The organism is Rhodovulum sp. HP10 (assembly GCF_047553435.1).
Classification (GTDB): Bacteria; Pseudomonadota; Alphaproteobacteria; order Rhodobacterales; family Rhodobacteraceae; genus Rhodovulum.
The window spans coordinates 2,649,037-2,663,785 of record NZ_CP180201.1 but is presented as its reverse complement, the minus strand read 5'-3'; the positions used below and the strand labels follow the sequence as shown (position 1 = coordinate 2,663,785).

The window sequence follows — 14,749 nt, the reverse complement described above, 5'->3', positions numbered from 1 at the left end:
CGCAGGACGCGGTTCGCCCCGGCGCCCGGCAACCGGGCCCGCTCAAAACGCATATCCAACTTTCGGACTTACAGATGACACAATCCGACATCCTCATCCGCGCGCCGCGGCCGGGCGATCATGCCCGGCTTTCGGAGATCTGGTACGCCGCCTCGCGCGAGGCTCATGGCTTTCTCGGCGAGGACAGGCTGCGCGCCCAGCGAAGGCTGATCGAAACGCAATACCTGCCCGGCTCAGAGCTCTGGCTGGCCTGTATGCAGGACCGTCCCCTGGGCTTCATCGGCCTTCTGGGGGCGTTTATCGGCGGTCTTTTCGTGGCCCCCGACCGGCAGGGCCGGGGCATAGGGCGCAGGCTCGTCGCCCATGCGGCCGGGCTGAAGGGCACGCTGGAGCTCGAGGTCTACAGCGCCAATCCCCGCGCCTGCGCCTTCTATCGCGGGCTCGGCTTTACCGAGGTTTCGCGCCGGCCGCAGGACGATGAGGGGCTGCCCTTCGAAACGCTGCGGCTGCGGCGGGAGGCCTGAACGGGCGGCGCGGGAGGACATTCTCCCGCGCCGTCGCGGCCCTTCGGCTCAGTGACCCAGGATCTGGCTGAGAAACAGCCTGGTGCGATCCGATTGCGGGGTGTTGAAGAAGGCCTCGGGCGCGTTCTGCTCGACGATCTGCCCCTGATCCATGAAGATCACCCGGTTCGCCACCTGCCGGGCAAAGCCCATCTCATGGGTGACGCAGATCATCGTCATGCCCTCTTCGGCAAGCGCGATCATGGTGTCGAGCACCTCCTTGATCATCTCGGGATCGAGCGCCGAGGTCGGTTCGTCGAACAGCATGATGTTCGGCCGCATGCAGAGCGCGCGCGCGATGGCGACCCGCTGCTGCTGGCCGCCCGACAACTGGCCCGGATATTTATTGGCCTGTTCGGGGATGCGGACCTTTTCGAGATAGGACATGGCGGTCTCCACCGCCTCCCTTTTCGGCACCTTGCGCACCCAGATCGGCGCCAGCGTACAGTTTTCCAGGATCGTCAGATGCGGGAAGAGGTTGAAATGCTGAAACACCATCCCGACCTCGGAGCGGACCTGATCGATATGCTTGAGGTCATTGGTCAGTTCGATCCCCTCGACCACGATCCTGCCCGCCTGGTGTTCCTCGAGCCGGTTGATGCAGCGGATCAGGGTCGACTTGCCAGAGCCCGAGGGGCCGCAGACAACGATGCGCTCGCCCTTGCAGATCGTCAGGTTGATGTCGCGCAGCACGTGAAAGGCCCCGTACCACTTGTTCATGCCGACGATATCGATGGCGATCTCATCCGACGGGGACGGTCGGGACGGGTCGGTGATGGGGCCGGACATGGGGTCAGACATGGCGGGACCTCCTCAGCGGCGCTCGGTCCGGAGCCTGCGCTCCAGATACATCGAGTAGCGGGACATGGAGAAACAGAAGACGAAGAACAGCGCCGCGATGAAGCCGTAAAGCTCCCAGACGATGCCGTTCCAGTTGACATCGGCCCGGATCGAGTTCGAGAAGCCGACCGGATCGAGCAGGCCGATGATCGAGACCAGCGTGGTATCCTTGAAGACGCCGATGAAGGTCGAGACGATCCCGGGTATCGAGATCTTCAGCGCCTGCGGCATGACGATCAGCCGCTGCGCCTTCCAGTAGTCGAGCCCGAGCGCATCGGCCGCCTCGTACTGGCCCCGTGGCAGCGCCGCGAGCCCGCCCCGGATCACCTCGGCGACATAGGCCGAGGCGAACAGCGTGACCATGATGATGACGCGCAGGACGATGTCGAAATTGGTATCCGGCGGCATGAAATAGTTGAGCAGAAGCCAGGCCACGAAAAGCAGCGTGATCAGCGGCACGCCACGGACGAACTCGATGACGCCGACGCAAAGCGACTTGACGATGAACATCCGCGATTGCCGGCCCAGCGCCAGCAGGATGCCGAAAGGCAGAGACAACGTGATCGCCGTCACGCCGATGGTGATCGACAGCATGAAGCCGCCGAAATCACGGCTGGAGACAGGCTCGATCCCCAGCGGCAGAACCGCCTGCAGCTGCCCGGCGGCCGGGCCTGCCAGCCAGAGCCACCACAGGACCGGCACCAGCGCGGCCGCGATCGTGCCGGGAAGCGTGCCCGCCACCGCATCGACGATCCGGTAGGCGACATAGCCGAGGGCAAAGCCCAGCGCCACCGCGACCGGCAGCCAGACCGTCCCGCCCCAGAGCAACCAGGGCACGAGGAAGGGCGCCGCCACTGACAGATACAGCGCCCTGCGCGGAACGCCGGGAAACAGTACCGGCGCCATCCCGCCCAGCGCGATGCCGAAGGCCAGGACCGGACGCCAGTAGATCTCGGACGGGTAGAAGCCGAAGACCAGTTGCGCCCAGCGTTCACGGATCACCGCCCAGCAGGCGCCGCTGGCCTCGGGGCCGAAGGCCGCCCTGATCTGCGCGCGGCATTCGGACAGCGAACTGGCGGTCCAGCTGGACTGGACGATCCAGGGCAGGACCGCGGCCAGAAGCCATGTCAGCAGCGCCAGCGACAACAGCGTCAGCGCCGCGTTCAACCAGGATGAGAACAGGTTCTGGCGCAGCCATCCGACAGGCCCCACCGAACGCGCGGGCGGCGGCTCCGGCGGAAGCAGCCTGCCCCGGGCGAAGGCCGCGCTGTGGGAATGGGTGTCGCTCACCTCACCGCTCCACCAGCCGGACCCTGGCATCGTACCAGTTCATTGCCGTCGAGATCGCGAGCGAGATCGCCAGATAGAACCCCATCATCAGCAGCACGCATTCCAACTCGCGCCCGGTCTGGCCCATGGTGATGCCGCCCAGCGTTCCGGTGATGTCCATGTAGCCCACCGCGATCGCCAGCGACGAGTTCTTGGTCAGGTTCAGGTATTGCGAGATCAGCGGCGGGATGATGACCCTGAGCGCCTGCGGCAGGATCACCAGCGACATGATCCGGTTCGGCCGGAGACCCAGCGCCGCCGCGGCCTCGGTCTGGCCCTTCGAGATCGCGAGGATGCCCCCCCGGACGATCTCGGCGATGAAGGCGGCCGTATAGAAGCTGAGCGCAAGCCAGAGCGCGATCAGCGAATTGCGCATGTAGATCCCGCCGCGGAAGTTGAAGCCTCTCAGTTCGGGATAACCCAGATGAAAGCCCAGCCCTGCCAGCAGGACCGAAAGCGGCAGCACGATCACGCCAAGACGCAGATACCAGGTCGTGGGTCTCAGCCCGGTCCGGTTCTGGATCCGCTCGGCCCGCGCCCGGATCCGCGCCGAGACCCAGAGCCCGGCCGCCAGGACCGCGAGGACCGCGAGCAGATCCAGGCTGATCCCGAAGGCCCCGAAGACAGACAGATCGCCCAGGCTGCGCAAGAACAGCGGCTCGGGGATGTAGAAGCCGCGATTGGTCAACGCCACGCTGTCGCCCAGCAGCATCGAGGCCGTGGCATCCGCACCGCGAAAGGCATTGGGCGGCGGCAGGGTCTCGATCAGGATCGCCATGAAGAACAGGATCCAGAGCAGGACCGGCACGTTGCGGAAGATCTCGACATAGACCGTCATCAGCCGCGCCACGAGCCAGTTGCGCGACAGCCGCAGCACCCCGATCACCACCCCCATCGCGCTGGCCAGCGCGCAGCCGAGAAAGGCCACCAGCAGCGTGTTCAGAAGCCCGACGATGGCGGCCCTGAGATGGGTGTCGCGGCTGCTATAGGCGATCAGCGTCTGGTTGATGTCATATTGCGCCTCGTTCCAGAGGAAGTCGAACCGGATCGGCTTGCCGAGCTCGGCGAGGTTCTGCACGGTGTTGCTGATCATCCAGCTCACCAGCAGCAGGAAACCAGCCAGCGTGACGATCTGAATCGTCAGCGACCTGTAGCGGGTATCGAAGATCAGCATGCGCAGACGGAACGCCTCGCGCGGTACCTCCGGATAGCTGCTCATGCGGGCGCTCCCTGTCGCTCCCTCCCGGCACAGCGGGACCATGCGCCGACCGACACGGCCGCGCCCCTCCGGGATCCCAGTCTTTCCTTTCCCAGATGCGCAAAGGGCGCGGAATGTCCCGCGCCCCTCGAAACTGCCTTACCGGAACGGCGGCGCGTACATCAGCCCGCCATCGGTCCATTGCGCGTTCAGCCCCCGCGCGAGCCCGATCGGGGTGTTCTGACCGATATATTTCTCGAAAAGTTCGCCGTAATTGCCCCCGGCCTTGATCGCCTTGACCGCCCAGTCAGCCGGCAGGCCGAGCATCTCGCCCAGGGCACCCTCGGTGCCGAGCAGACGGTTGATCTCGGGATTGGCAGTGACCGTCGCGGTCAGTTCGTCGATATTGGCCGAGGTCACGCCATATTCCTCGGCGGCGATCAGCGCGTTCAGAGTCCAGCGGACGATATCGGCCCATTCGTCATCGCCATGGCGCACCAGCGGGCCCAGCGGCTCTTTCGAGATGATCTCGGGCAGGACCACATGCGCCGAGGGATCCTCGAAGGTGGCGCGCGTCGCGGCCAGACCCGAGGCATCGGTGGTGTAGACGTCACAGGCCCCGGCCAGATATTGCTGCTGGGCCTGTTCGTTGGTCTCGATAGGAACCGGCTCGTAGGAGATGTTGTTGACGCGGAAGAAATCCGCGAGGTTCAGCTCTGTCGTGGTCCCGGTCTGGATGCAGACGGTGACGCCGTCGAGTTCCTTGGCCGAGCTGACGCCTAGCGCCTTCGGCACCATGAAGCCCTGGCCGTCGTAATAATTGACGCCCACGAAGGTGAATTTGAGGTCGACATCGCGCGAGAAGGTCCAGGTGGTGTTGCGCGCCAATATGTCGATTTCGCCCGAGGCCAGGGCGGTGAACCGGGTCTTGCCGGTCGTGGGAACGAATTCGACGGCCGAGGAATCCCCCAGCACGGCGGCAGCAACGGCGCGACAGACCGCCACGTCGAAGCCCTGCCAGTCGCCATTCGCATCGGGCGCCGCAAAACCGACAAGGCCGGTATTGGTCCCGCAGTTGAGCTTGCCGCGCGCCTTGACATCATCGAGCGTAGCCGCGCCCGCCGCCGCCGCGGCGCAGGCGGCCACGGTCAGCGCGCCGAGAATAACGGATTTCTTCATTTTCACCTCTTCTGAATATCGGTCCGTTCATACGGCTTATCGGTCCCCCGGCACGCAGGGGCATGGCAATGAGAGACCCCAATCCCCTCAGCGCCTCAAGTCTGGGCAAAATACCGCCGTCAGGTCAAGTGCACAGGAGATGCCGTGCGCATCGCACAACCATTGGGATAGAAACGTCGCCGCCTGCTCACGATTTACGCGGGGCGGCGCAAAGCGAGGGCATCAGAGCGATGCGCGCGCAAGATCGAGGAAACGGCGCGCCTGCAGGAAGTCGCGCCGCCGCGCCGCCGCGACCTCGGCGGCCTCGGCATCGATGCCCCATTGCTCCTGCTGCCAGGTCTCGTCGATCCGCGACAGCTCCCAGAGCCGTTCGGGCGCCTCGATCCCCTCGGCCGCGGCAAGCCCGATCACCAGCGAGCCCGACAGCCCGACCAGATCATGAAGCGCGGTCAGCTCGAAAGCGTCGAACCCGGCGACGCGGGTCCGCAGCCGCGTGAGGCTTTCGGCGGGCTGCGGCCGGGGGATCACGCCCCGGGTGGGTTCCAGCGGCGCCCCCAGCGTGGCGGCGGCCCAGGCCAGCAGCGGGTCCCAGCCCTCGGCCTGGCGGCTGACCAGTTCCGCAGGGCTCTCGGCGCGATGGCAAATCAGGTCGCTTTCCCCATAGGCGGCAATGAGTTCGGCCACTTCGGCCTGCTGTTCCATGACCTTGTCGATGGCGGCATTGGCCGCCCGGGTGACCGGCATGCTCAGCGGCGCAACCTGATCTTCCTGCGCATCCCATTCGGCCGCCACGGCCTCGGCCATGGCGCGGGTCGGCACCGCAAGCGGGCGCTTGGCGGGGGTTTTCACCGGACGCCCGTCAAGCAGGATGGCAAAGCCTGCCTCGGCCGGGGTCACGCCCGTCTCGGTCCAGAACCGTTTCAGCGCCCATTCGCTCATGCCGTCTCTCCCACCAGCGCCAGCACCGCCCGGGGCAGATCGGCGAAGCGCTCGACCACCGCATCGGCCGCACCCAGCCGGTCTGCCCGGTGATACCCCCAGGCCACGGCCAGGGTGCGCACGCCGGCGGCGCGGCCCATCTCCATGTCGAATTCGGTATCGCCGATCATCACCGCCCGGTCGGGCGCGACGCCGGTCTCGGCCAGAGCGGCCAGCACCATCGAGGGATGCGGCTTCGAGGGATGGTCGTCCGAGACCTGCCGGGTCGCGAAATGACCCGCCAGCCCATGCGACGCGAGAATCGCGTCGAGCCCGCGCCGCGACTTGCCGGTGGCGATGCCCAGTTCCATCCCGTCGACCGCCAGAAGCGCGTCGAGCGCCGCGGCCGCGCCGGGAAAGAGCGGCGAGGCCGACTGCCCCACCCTGAGCGAGAAGAAGGACTGCCGGTAGGCCTCGACCATGCGGCCACGCCGGTCGGGCCCGAGCCCCGGCGCCAGCGCCTCGATCGCCAGCGGCAGAGACAGGCCGACGACGCCCAGCACCTCGGCATGAGGCGGCACGGCCAGACCCTCGGCCGCGAAGGCCGCTTCCATCGCGCCCGCGATATGGGCCTGACTGTCGACAAGGGTGCCGTCGACATCGAAGATCGCAAGGCGGCGGGCGGTCATTCCAGCTCCTCGAACGGGTCAAGCGGGACATCGGACTCGGACCAGCCGAGCATCTCCCAGGTGCGTTTCATATGCGGCGGCAGCGGCGCGGTCAGCCTGAGATGCGCACCGGTCACCGGATGGGTCAGCGACAGGTGGCGGGCATGCAGATGCAGCTTGCGGCTGATCTCGCCGCCCAGCTGCGCGCCCCAGCCCTCGCCCAGGTTCTCCTGCCCCGAACCGCCATATTTGCCGTCGCCGACAATGGGATGCCCGATCTCGGCCATATGCGCGCGCAGCTGATGGGTGCGGCCCGTGACCGGCACCAGCGCACACCAGCTGGCCCGCGTTCCCAGCGCCGAGAGCACCGCGTAATCCGAGGTGGCGCGCTTGGCGCCCTCGGTCTGATCGACCTTGGCGGGGTGGATGCAGAGCATCTTCTCGCCCTCGCCCTTGCTGCCATGGCCGGGCGCCTTGACCAGCCCGAAGCGGATCGTGCCCATCCGCGGATGCGGCACGCCCGCCACCACGGCCCAGTAGATCTTGCGGGTCTCGCGGGCACGGAAGGCAGAGGTCAGGTCCTTGGCAACGGCACGGGTCCGCGCGAGGATCAGCACACCCGACGTGTCGCGGTCGAGCCGGTGCACCAGGCGCGGGTTTTCGTCATAACCGAAGCGCAGCGCCTCGCCCATGCCGTCGACATGGCGCGCCTGGCCGCTGCCGCCCTGCACCGGCAGCCCCGGCGGCTTGTTCAGCGCGATGATATGGGCGTCGCGGAAGATCACGCAGCTGCGGATCATCTCGGCATCGGCCTCGGAGACCTTGGGCTTGGGCGCGGCCTCTATCTGACCCGGCTCGGGCAGCGGCGGCACCCGCACCTGCTGGCCCTCTTCCAACCGTGTGGCGGGCTTGGCCCGGCCGCCATCGACCCGGATCTCGCCCTTGCGGCACAGCTTCTCGATCCGCCCCTGCGAGACATGGGGAAACTGCCGCCGGAACCAGCGGTCGAGCCGCTGGTCGCCATCGCCGCGCGCGACTGTCAGGGTTTGAACGCCACTCATGTCAGAAGGCTCCGCATCAACCAAAAGGCGAGCGCGATGGCGCTCAGGGACAGGATCAGCGAGCCCGCCACGTAGGCGATCGCCAGCTCGGCCTGACCGCGTTCGAACAGCGTCATCGCATCGAGCGAGAAGGACGAGAAGGTGGTGAAGCCGCCCAGAAGACCGATCTGGAAGAACGGCGCGAAGGGCGTGCCGCCCTTCTTGGCCAGAACCACGATCAGCACACCCATCAGGAACGAGCCCAGAACATTGACGAAGATCGTGCCCCAGGGAAAGCCGCGCCCCAAGAGCGACGTGGCCGCCACACCGGAAAGATACCGGCCCACGGAGCCGATTGCGCCCCCGAGGGCCACTTGCAGGAGTGTCGCGCCAGTCATGGGCCTCCCATCGCCCCGCCGGGCGGGCTTGTCAACCGTCCTGCCGCCGCTCGCGCAGCTTTGAGAAATAGTCCAGCCGCCGTTTCAGCTCGCGCTCGAAACCGCGCTCGACGGGCGTGTAGTAGACGCCCCGCTTCATGCTTTCGGGAAAGTAGTTCTGCCCCGAGAAGGCGTCCTCGGCATCGTGATCGTACTGATAGCCCGCGCCGAAGCCCTGTTCCTTCATCAGCCGGGTCGGCGCGTTCAGGATATGCCTGGGCGGGGGCTCCGATCCGGTCTTCTGCGCCGCCTGCCGCGCGGCCTTGTAGGCGCTGTAGCCCGCATTCGATTTCGGCGCGAGCGCCAGATAGATCACCGCCTGCGCCAGCGCCAGTTCGCCCTCGGGCGACCCCAGCCGTTCATAGACCGACCAGGCGTCAAGACAGACGGTCTGGGCCTGCGGATCGGCAAGCCCGATATCCTCGACGCTCATGCGCACGATCCGGCGCGCCAGAAAGCGCGGGTCCTCGCCGCCTTCCAGCATCCGCGTCAGCCAGTACAGCGCCGCATCCGGGTCCGAGCCCCGGACCGATTTGTGCAGCGCCGAGATCAGGTTGTAATGGCCGTCGCCGCTCTTGTCATATTGCGCCGCGCGCTTCTGCAGCCGCCGGGCCAGATCGGCGGGCGCCAGCGGCCCCGTCACCTTCCAGGCCATGAGCTGCTCGATCAGGTTCAGAAGCGCCCGCCCGTCGCCATCGGCCATGGCGATCAGATCGTCCCGCGCCTCGCCGGTCAGGGGCAGCGGGCGGCCGATCTCGTGCTCGGCGCGCTGTGCCAGAAGCTCCAGATGCGCGGGGTCGAGCCGTTCCAGCACCAGCACCTGCGACCGCGACAGAAGGGCCGCGTTCAGCTCGAAGCTGGGGTTTTCGGTGGTCGCGCCGACCAGCAGGATGGTGCCATCCTCCATATGCGGCAGGAAGCCGTCCTGCTGGGCCTTGTTGAAGCGGTGGATCTCGTCGACGAACAAAAGCGTACCCTGCCCATTGGCATGGCGCAGCCTTGCGGCCTCGAACACCTTCTTGAGTTCCGCCACACCCGAGAAGATCGCGCTGATCTGCACGAAGGCCAGATCGGTCTCGTCGGCCAGAAGCCGCGCGATGGTGGTCTTGCCGACGCCCGGCGGGCCCCAGAAGATCAGGGAGGAGAGCGTGCCGGCCGCCAGCATCACGCCAAGGGGCCCCTCCGGGCCCAGGACATGCTCCTGCCCGATCACCTCGGCCAGCCGCCTCGGGCGCAGCCGGTCGGCCAGCGGGCGCGGCCCGGAGCGGTCGGAAGCGGCAGACGGGGTCCGGTCGAAAAGATCAGTCATCGGGGCAGCCTATGCCAGAGCGCTCAGACACGAAAGCGCAAGACGCCGCGGCGGCCATTGCGCAGATATTCGACATACCAGCGGCGCCCCCCCGCGCGCGCGGCCGCCGCCACATCCGCGGTCGAGCGGATCTCACGCTCATTGATCTGCAGCAGGATATCGCCCGAAGCAAGCCCGCCCCGACCGCCGATCGCGCCCGGATCGGTGACAAGCACGCCGCTCAGCCCGGCCGCAAGCCCCTTTTCCTGAAGAACGGCCGGGTTCAGGTTCACCACCGAGAGCCCGGCCAGAACGCTTTGGCTGCGGATCGTCAACGGATCGCGCGGCGGCGTTTCCGGCGGCGCCACCAGATCGACCGAAGCGACCTGCGGGCGCGCCTCGCCGCGATGAAGGTAGCTGACCTCGATCTGTCGGCCGATCCCCTCGGACGAGAGGCGGAACAGCATTTCCTGCGGGGTGTTGACCGGATCGCCTCCCAGCGCCAGGACGACGTCACCGACCCCGAGCCCGGCGGCCCGGAACGGGCTTTCGGGATGCAGCGCGCTCAGCACCACGCCCCGCGGACTGTCCATCCCCAGCGCCTCGGCCAGCGCCGCATCGACCGGCTGGCCCGAAAGCCCCGCCCAGGGCCGCTGGAACCGCCGCGCCCCGGCTTCGGCCTGCTCGATGAAACGCGAGACCAGATTGGCCGGAATGGCGAAGCCGATCCCGTTCGAGCCGCCCGAGCGCGACAGGATCGCGGTATTGATGCCAACGAGCCGTCCGGCCATGTCGACCAGTGCCCCGCCGGAATTGCCGGGATTGATCGCCGCATCGGTCTGGATGAAATAGCCCCGCCCGCCCCCGATCGACAGGCCCGAGCGCGCCAGCCCCGACACGATGCCCGAACTGACGGTCTGGCCGATCCCGAACGGGTTGCCGATGGCCAGCACCAGATCGCCGACCGCGATCTCGTCGGAATCGCGCAGCGGCAGGAAAGGCAGATCGCTGGCCCCCTCGAGACGCAGCACTGCCAGGTCGGACTCCTCGTCGGCCAGCAGCACCTCGGCCTCGAATTCGCGCCGGTCGGCCAGCACCACCCGGATCTGATCGGCACGGCCCACGACGTGGTAATTCGACACCACCATCCCGTCGGAAGACACGATCACCCCCGACCCCAGGGCATTCTCGACCCTGGGTTGGGCCCGGCCGAAATTGCGGAAGAGGTCGGAAAAGAACGGGTCGGCCGCGAAGGGCGTCGGCCGGTCGGCGACCACCCGGCTGGTGAAGACGTTGACGACCGCCGGCGCGGCCTCGCGCACCACGGGCGAAAAACTCAGCTGGATCTCGGCCCGGCTTTCGGGAAGACGGTTTTCGGCCGCAAGCGGCCCGGCGATCAGAAGAAGGCAAAGAAGAACGGCAGGACGTGGCATCGGAACGCTCCGGATCGGCGGCATGGCCGATCATATGCGGCCGCACGCGCCCGAGTTCAACGGCGGGTCCATGCAAGCGCGGGCGGGGCGCGCCGGTTACCCCCGCGCGCCCCGCCCCCTCGCCGGTCCTGACAGTCTAGTGCAGGTTCGTGGCGAAGTTCATGGAAATCACCTGGTTCCGGATCCCGTCTATCTCCATCACCGGCCCCATCGCGGTCATGTCGATCCCGACCCGCTTGTTCCAGAGCGGCCAGTTGGCATTCAGCAGGGCCAGACACTGGCTGGCGCCCAGACTACGTGCGGCGCGCGCCAGTTCCTGGACCAGGTTGAAATAGATCGGCCGGCGCTGATGCAGCGGGACCTTCTGGGTGACGAAGCCGCGCGAGCTTTCCCAGACCGTATCCGCCACCGGCGCCTCGTCATAGAGAAGCTCCGAGGGGATCGTGTCCAGAAGCCCTTTCTGGGCGTCGCGGATCATGTAGGAATAGATGCCGCAGCGCGCCGTGGTCGGGGTCAGCCGGTTGCCGGCGAGGACCTGCCCCAGCTCGTCATGCACGACCACCCAGCGGCTGGCCGGGGTGTCGTACTGGTCATATTCCATCCCCATCGCTTCGGGCAGGTCCCATTTGTTGCGCTCGATGAAAAGATCTTTGCGCGCACGAAGCATGTTGGCGAAAAGCTCGCCGTGATTGTGGATGTTCTCGAAAGACAGAGTCGTGGTCTGCATAAGTGCCTCCTGCAGGTTTGGTGGTGGGTAAAAACCGTGCGGAGGGCGACTGCCGTCACAGCAGCCTGTAGTCCTTTGCGCGCTGAATCGCTTCGGCCGTGGTGCGCGCCATCAGCCTCTGACGGGCAGAGGAGAGCCTGGCCTTGAGCGCACTTTCCGAGATCCCCAGCTTGCAGGCAGCAGCTGCGTGGCGATCGCCGTCCGCAATGCATTTCAGCGCATCGATCTGAGCCTTGGTCAGTTCTTCGGGTGGCTCGGTCATGTCGTGAAGACGACGCACGAGGGCTTCGATCTGGGCGATCTCGGCGTCCTCATATTCCCGATCTGCTCTTGCCACACTCGCGATGGTCCTGGAGGTAATGGGGCCCCAGGAGATCGTTACGCCGTATTTGAGACCGAACCGCGCAGCATTGAGGAAGATGCCGAAAGGGTCGGGAATCCTGTCATTGCTCCACCGTGTCGCGCCCGTGGTGGAAAAGCCCCAGGCGACCGAGGGGTCACGCAGGAGGTAGCCGTGTTCGGTGTAATGGGCCAGCCATTCGGGGGCGTAGGTCTGGAACGCGATCAGCGGCGAGGTAAAGCGGATATGCAAGCCGATATTGTACCCCTGAGGCGCCAGCGCATCGAGGATCCGTAACTCCCGGTCGAAGATCGACTTTTCGAACATGACTTTTTAGACAAGTTGCCTGAGACCCCGTCAACCTTAAATTGGAAAAGGTAATGTGACGTAGTTTTAAGAGTATGACGGAGTGTCCAGTGCAGGCGATACACCCGATTTTATTTAATCGTGTCATGCGCCTGCCCAGCTCGCTCAGACGCGAGGTGCTGGAATATGCGGGTTCGGCAAGTCTGGCAGACGACCAGATCAGGTCGCTGCTCGACGACATATGCAATGTGATAGAGAACGAGCATCTGGCCCGGCCCCGGATCAGCCCTCTTGGGCGTCTGCGCGCGGGCTGAGGCTTTCAGAAGACCTTCAAGACCAGGGGTGGCGAAGTAGAAAAAGGGGTCCTGCCTACCGGCGGGACCCCTGATTTCTTGCCGAACCGAGCAGTCGTCTCAGTCTTCGGCAGCCTCTTCGGCTTCGAGACGCGCGCGGTCGGCGGCCCCTTTCGCATCGGCATCGCGGTCAACGAATTCGACGATGGCCATCGGTGCCATGTCGCCATAGCGGAAGCCGGCCTTCAGCACGCGGACATAGCCGCCCTGACGTTCGGCGTAGCGCGGGCCCAGCACATCGAACAGTTTCGCCACATGGGCGTCCTGTTTCAGGCGCGAGGCGGCCTGACGACGGGCATGCAGATCGCCGCGCTTGCCAAGCGTGATCAGCTTGTCGGCGATGCGCTTGAGCTCCTTGGCCTTGGGCAGGGTGGTCTTGATCTGCTCATGCTCGATCAGCGAGCCGGCCATGTTGGCGAACAGCGCCTTGCGGTGTTCGTGGGTACGGTTCAGACGGCGGTAGCCGCGGGCGTGACGCATTTTTCAACTCCTTGGTTTTACTTTGTCCGGCAGCCCTGCGTTATGGGCCGCTCTCCTTGGGGCGGAATTGCCCGGGGTCGCAGGGACCGGACGACATTCCGCCCGGCCCCGATCCGTGGTCTCAGAACTGGTCCTCGAATTTCTTGGCCAGTTCCTCGATGTTCTCCGGCGGCCATTCCTCGACATCCATGCCGAGGTGAAGACCCATGCCGGAAAGCACTTCCTTGATCTCGTTCAGCGACTTGCGGCCGAAGTTCGGGGTCCGCAGCATCTCGGCCTCGGTCTTCTGGATCAGGTCGCCGATATAGACAATGTTGTCGTTCTTCAGGCAGTTGGCCGACCGCACCGACAGCTCGAGCTCGTCCACCTTCTTCAGCAGAAGCGGGTTGAACTCGAGCCCGTCATCATCCGCCTCGCGGCTGGCCGATTCCGGCTCGTCGAAGTTGACGAAGATCGACAGCTGATCCTGCAGAATACGCGCGGCAAAGGCCACGGCATCGTCAGGCGCAACCGACCCGTCGGTCTCGATCTTCAGGGTCAGCTTGTCATAATCCAGCACTTGGCCCTCGCGGGTCGGCTGGACGTCATAGGCCACCTTCTTGACCGGCGAATAGATCGCATCGATCGGAATGAGACCGATCGGGGCGTCCTCGGGCCGGTTCTTGTCAGCGGCGACATAGCCCTTGCCGGTATTGACGGTCAGTTCCATGAACAGATCGGCGCCATCGTCGAGGTGGCAGATCACATGGTCGCGGTTCAGAACCTCGATGCCTGCGCTTTCCGAGATCTCGCCCGCGGTGACCACGGCCGGCCCCTTGGCCGAGATCGACAGCCGCTTCGGGCCCTCGACATCCATCCGCAGCGCGACGCCCTTGAGGTTCAGCACGATGTCGGTCACGTCCTCGCGGACCCCCGCCACCGAAGAGAACTCATGCAGCACGTTGTCGATCTGCACGGAGGTGATGGCCGCGCCCTGCAGCGAGCTCATCAGCACCCGGCGCAAGGCGTTCCCGAGGGTCAGACCGAAGCCCCGTTCCAGCGGCTCGGCGACGACCGTCGCCTCCCGCGCCGGATCGTTGCCGGGCTTGATCTCGAGCTGGGTCGGCTTGATGAGTTCCTGCCAGTTCTTGTGGATCATGCGTGTCTCCTCAATTCCTGCCCGCAGCCCATGTCCAGAAGCAGCAGACGCCCGAGGTCAATGAAGACAGGCTCGGGCCACGCGACGACCGCGCAGCCCGAGCAAAAGATGCGGGATCAGACCCGGCGGCGCTTCGGCGGACGGCAGCCGTTATGCGCGATCGGGGTCACGTCGCGGATGGACGTGATGTTGAAGCCGACAGCCGCCAGCGCACGCAGCGCGCTTTCACGACCGGAGCCGGGGCCCTGAACTTCGACTTCAAGGGTCTTGACGCCATGTTCCTGAGCCTTGCGGCCGGCATCCTCGGCGGCCATCTGGGCGGCATAAGGCGTCGACTTGCGCGACCCCTTGAAGCCCATCGTGCCGGCGGACGACCAGGAAATGGCGTTGCCCTGCACGTCCGAGATCAGGATCTTGGTGTTGTTGAAGGACGAGTTCACATGCGCCACGCCAGCGGCGATGTTCTTGCGTTCCTTGCGGCGGACCCGGGTTTTATCGCGTGCCATATATCG

17 protein-coding genes are annotated in these 14,749 nt (G+C 65.9%); 2 read left to right on the top strand and 15 right to left on the bottom strand.

Annotation, left to right across the window (positions count from 1 at the left end; translation table 11 throughout):
- Positions 1 to 74 precede the first annotated feature (74 nt).
- The gene (locus ACK8CO_RS12505; RefSeq protein WP_080617529.1) at positions 75 to 524 is read left to right on the top strand and encodes a GNAT family N-acetyltransferase; all 450 of its coding nucleotides are present in this window, start codon (positions 75 to 77) and stop codon (positions 522 to 524) included.
- 48 nt (positions 525 to 572) lie between these two features.
- Here the strand turns inward: ACK8CO_RS12505 and ACK8CO_RS12500 are convergent, their stop codons facing one another.
- The 12 genes from ACK8CO_RS12500 to ACK8CO_RS12445 form a co-directional block, all read right to left on the bottom strand.
- Complete coding sequence (locus tag ACK8CO_RS12500) at positions 573 to 1,364, bottom strand: amino acid ABC transporter ATP-binding protein (RefSeq protein WP_414896815.1); 792 nt, start codon at positions 1,362 to 1,364, stop codon at positions 573 to 575.
- Between the two features lie 12 nt (positions 1,365 to 1,376).
- Entirely contained in the window at positions 1,377 to 2,693 is a 1,317-nt protein-coding gene (locus ACK8CO_RS12495) for an amino acid ABC transporter permease (RefSeq protein WP_414896814.1), read from the bottom strand.
- A 1-nt stretch (position 2,694) separates the two neighbouring features.
- Positions 2,695 to 3,951 carry an amino acid ABC transporter permease gene (locus tag ACK8CO_RS12490; protein WP_414896813.1) on the bottom strand — a complete coding sequence of 419 codons (1,257 nt, stop codon included), beginning with the start codon at positions 3,949 to 3,951 and terminating at the stop codon, positions 2,695 to 2,697.
- 138 nt (positions 3,952 to 4,089) lie between these two features.
- Complete coding sequence (locus ACK8CO_RS12485; protein WP_414896812.1) at positions 4,090 to 5,109, bottom strand: amino acid ABC transporter substrate-binding protein; 1,020 nt, start codon at positions 5,107 to 5,109, stop codon at positions 4,090 to 4,092.
- 222 nt (positions 5,110 to 5,331) lie between these two features.
- Positions 5,332 to 6,048, bottom strand: a complete 717-nt coding sequence (locus ACK8CO_RS12480; protein WP_414896811.1) for an ATP12 family chaperone protein — start codon at positions 6,046 to 6,048, stop codon at positions 5,332 to 5,334.
- Positions 6,045 to 6,716: an HAD-IA family hydrolase gene (locus ACK8CO_RS12475; RefSeq protein ID WP_414896810.1), complete on the bottom strand. Its 672-nt coding sequence runs from the start codon at positions 6,714 to 6,716 to the stop codon at positions 6,045 to 6,047. Before ACK8CO_RS12475 ends, ACK8CO_RS12480 begins: the two co-directional genes overlap by 4 nt.
- Positions 6,713 to 7,756, bottom strand: coding sequence for an RluA family pseudouridine synthase (locus ACK8CO_RS12470; protein WP_080617536.1), 1,044 nt, complete (start codon positions 7,754 to 7,756; stop codon positions 6,713 to 6,715). Before ACK8CO_RS12470 ends, ACK8CO_RS12475 begins: the two co-directional genes overlap by 4 nt.
- Positions 7,753 to 8,133, bottom strand: a complete 381-nt coding sequence (gene crcB / locus ACK8CO_RS12465; protein WP_080617537.1) for a fluoride efflux transporter CrcB — start codon at positions 8,131 to 8,133, stop codon at positions 7,753 to 7,755. Before crcB ends, ACK8CO_RS12470 begins: the two co-directional genes overlap by 4 nt.
- 31 nt (positions 8,134 to 8,164) lie before the next feature.
- The gene (locus ACK8CO_RS12460) at positions 8,165 to 9,481 is read right to left on the bottom strand and encodes a replication-associated recombination protein A (RefSeq protein ID WP_414896809.1); all 1,317 of its coding nucleotides are present in this window, start codon (positions 9,479 to 9,481) and stop codon (positions 8,165 to 8,167) included.
- Positions 9,482 to 9,504: 23 nt separating this feature from the next.
- On the bottom strand, positions 9,505 to 10,893 hold the full coding sequence (locus tag ACK8CO_RS12455; protein WP_414896808.1) for a trypsin-like peptidase domain-containing protein: 1,389 nt from the start codon (positions 10,891 to 10,893) through the stop codon (positions 9,505 to 9,507).
- A gap of 136 nt (positions 10,894 to 11,029) precedes the next feature.
- Positions 11,030 to 11,620, bottom strand: coding sequence for an acyl-homoserine-lactone synthase (locus ACK8CO_RS12450; RefSeq protein ID WP_080617540.1), 591 nt, complete (start codon positions 11,618 to 11,620; stop codon positions 11,030 to 11,032).
- A gap of 55 nt (positions 11,621 to 11,675) precedes the next feature.
- Positions 11,676 to 12,287, bottom strand: coding sequence for an autoinducer binding domain-containing protein (locus ACK8CO_RS12445; protein WP_080617541.1), 612 nt, complete (start codon positions 12,285 to 12,287; stop codon positions 11,676 to 11,678).
- Positions 12,288 to 12,376: 89 nt separating this feature from the next.
- On the opposite strand from ACK8CO_RS12445, the gene ACK8CO_RS12440 reads away from it, so the two are divergent.
- Complete coding sequence (locus ACK8CO_RS12440) at positions 12,377 to 12,580, top strand: hypothetical protein (protein ID WP_196774273.1); 204 nt, start codon at positions 12,377 to 12,379, stop codon at positions 12,578 to 12,580.
- Between the two features lie 99 nt (positions 12,581 to 12,679).
- Here ACK8CO_RS12440 and rplQ read toward each other — a convergent pair whose 3' ends face one another.
- The 3 genes from rplQ to rpsK form a co-directional block, all read right to left on the bottom strand.
- Complete coding sequence (rplQ, locus tag ACK8CO_RS12435; protein ID WP_414896807.1) at positions 12,680 to 13,099, bottom strand: 50S ribosomal protein L17; 420 nt, start codon at positions 13,097 to 13,099, stop codon at positions 12,680 to 12,682.
- 121 nt (positions 13,100 to 13,220) lie between these two features.
- Entirely contained in the window at positions 13,221 to 14,237 is a 1,017-nt protein-coding gene (locus ACK8CO_RS12430; protein WP_080617543.1) for a DNA-directed RNA polymerase subunit alpha, read from the bottom strand.
- A 116-nt stretch (positions 14,238 to 14,353) separates the two neighbouring features.
- Positions 14,354 to 14,743 carry a 30S ribosomal protein S11 gene (gene rpsK, locus ACK8CO_RS12425; protein ID WP_042456782.1) on the bottom strand — a complete coding sequence of 130 codons (390 nt, stop codon included), beginning with the start codon at positions 14,741 to 14,743 and terminating at the stop codon, positions 14,354 to 14,356.
- Positions 14,744 to 14,749: the final 6 nt, after the last annotated feature.

Bases quoted from the DNA above. Each gene is read 5' to 3' on its own strand.
- ACK8CO_RS12505 (WP_080617529.1), top strand. From the start codon at position 75: ATGACACAATCCGACATCCTCATCCGCGCGCCGCGGCCGGGCGATCAT.
- ACK8CO_RS12500 (WP_414896815.1), bottom strand. From the start codon at position 1,364: ATGTCTGACCCCATGTCCGGCCCCATCACCGACCCGTCCCGACCGTCC.
- ACK8CO_RS12490 (WP_414896813.1), bottom strand. From the start codon at position 3,951: ATGAGCAGCTATCCGGAGGTACCGCGCGAGGCGTTCCGTCTGCGCATG.
- ACK8CO_RS12485 (WP_414896812.1), bottom strand. From the start codon at position 5,109: ATGAAGAAATCCGTTATTCTCGGCGCGCTGACCGTGGCCGCCTGCGCC.
- ACK8CO_RS12480 (WP_414896811.1), bottom strand. From the start codon at position 6,048: ATGAGCGAATGGGCGCTGAAACGGTTCTGGACCGAGACGGGCGTGACC.
- ACK8CO_RS12475 (WP_414896810.1), bottom strand. From the start codon at position 6,716: ATGACCGCCCGCCGCCTTGCGATCTTCGATGTCGACGGCACCCTTGTC.
- ACK8CO_RS12470 (WP_080617536.1), bottom strand. From the start codon at position 7,756: ATGAGTGGCGTTCAAACCCTGACAGTCGCGCGCGGCGATGGCGACCAG.
- crcB (WP_080617537.1), bottom strand. From the start codon at position 8,133: ATGACTGGCGCGACACTCCTGCAAGTGGCCCTCGGGGGCGCAATCGGC.
- ACK8CO_RS12460 (WP_414896809.1), bottom strand. From the start codon at position 9,481: ATGACTGATCTTTTCGACCGGACCCCGTCTGCCGCTTCCGACCGCTCC.
- ACK8CO_RS12455 (WP_414896808.1), bottom strand. From the start codon at position 10,893: ATGCCACGTCCTGCCGTTCTTCTTTGCCTTCTTCTGATCGCCGGGCCG.
- ACK8CO_RS12450 (WP_080617540.1), bottom strand. From the start codon at position 11,620: ATGCAGACCACGACTCTGTCTTTCGAGAACATCCACAATCACGGCGAG.
- ACK8CO_RS12445 (WP_080617541.1), bottom strand. From the start codon at position 12,287: ATGTTCGAAAAGTCGATCTTCGACCGGGAGTTACGGATCCTCGATGCG.
- rplQ (WP_414896807.1), bottom strand. From the start codon at position 13,099: ATGCGTCACGCCCGCGGCTACCGCCGTCTGAACCGTACCCACGAACAC.
- ACK8CO_RS12430 (WP_080617543.1), bottom strand. From the start codon at position 14,237: ATGATCCACAAGAACTGGCAGGAACTCATCAAGCCGACCCAGCTCGAG.
- rpsK (WP_042456782.1), bottom strand. From the start codon at position 14,743: ATGGCACGCGATAAAACCCGGGTCCGCCGCAAGGAACGCAAGAACATC.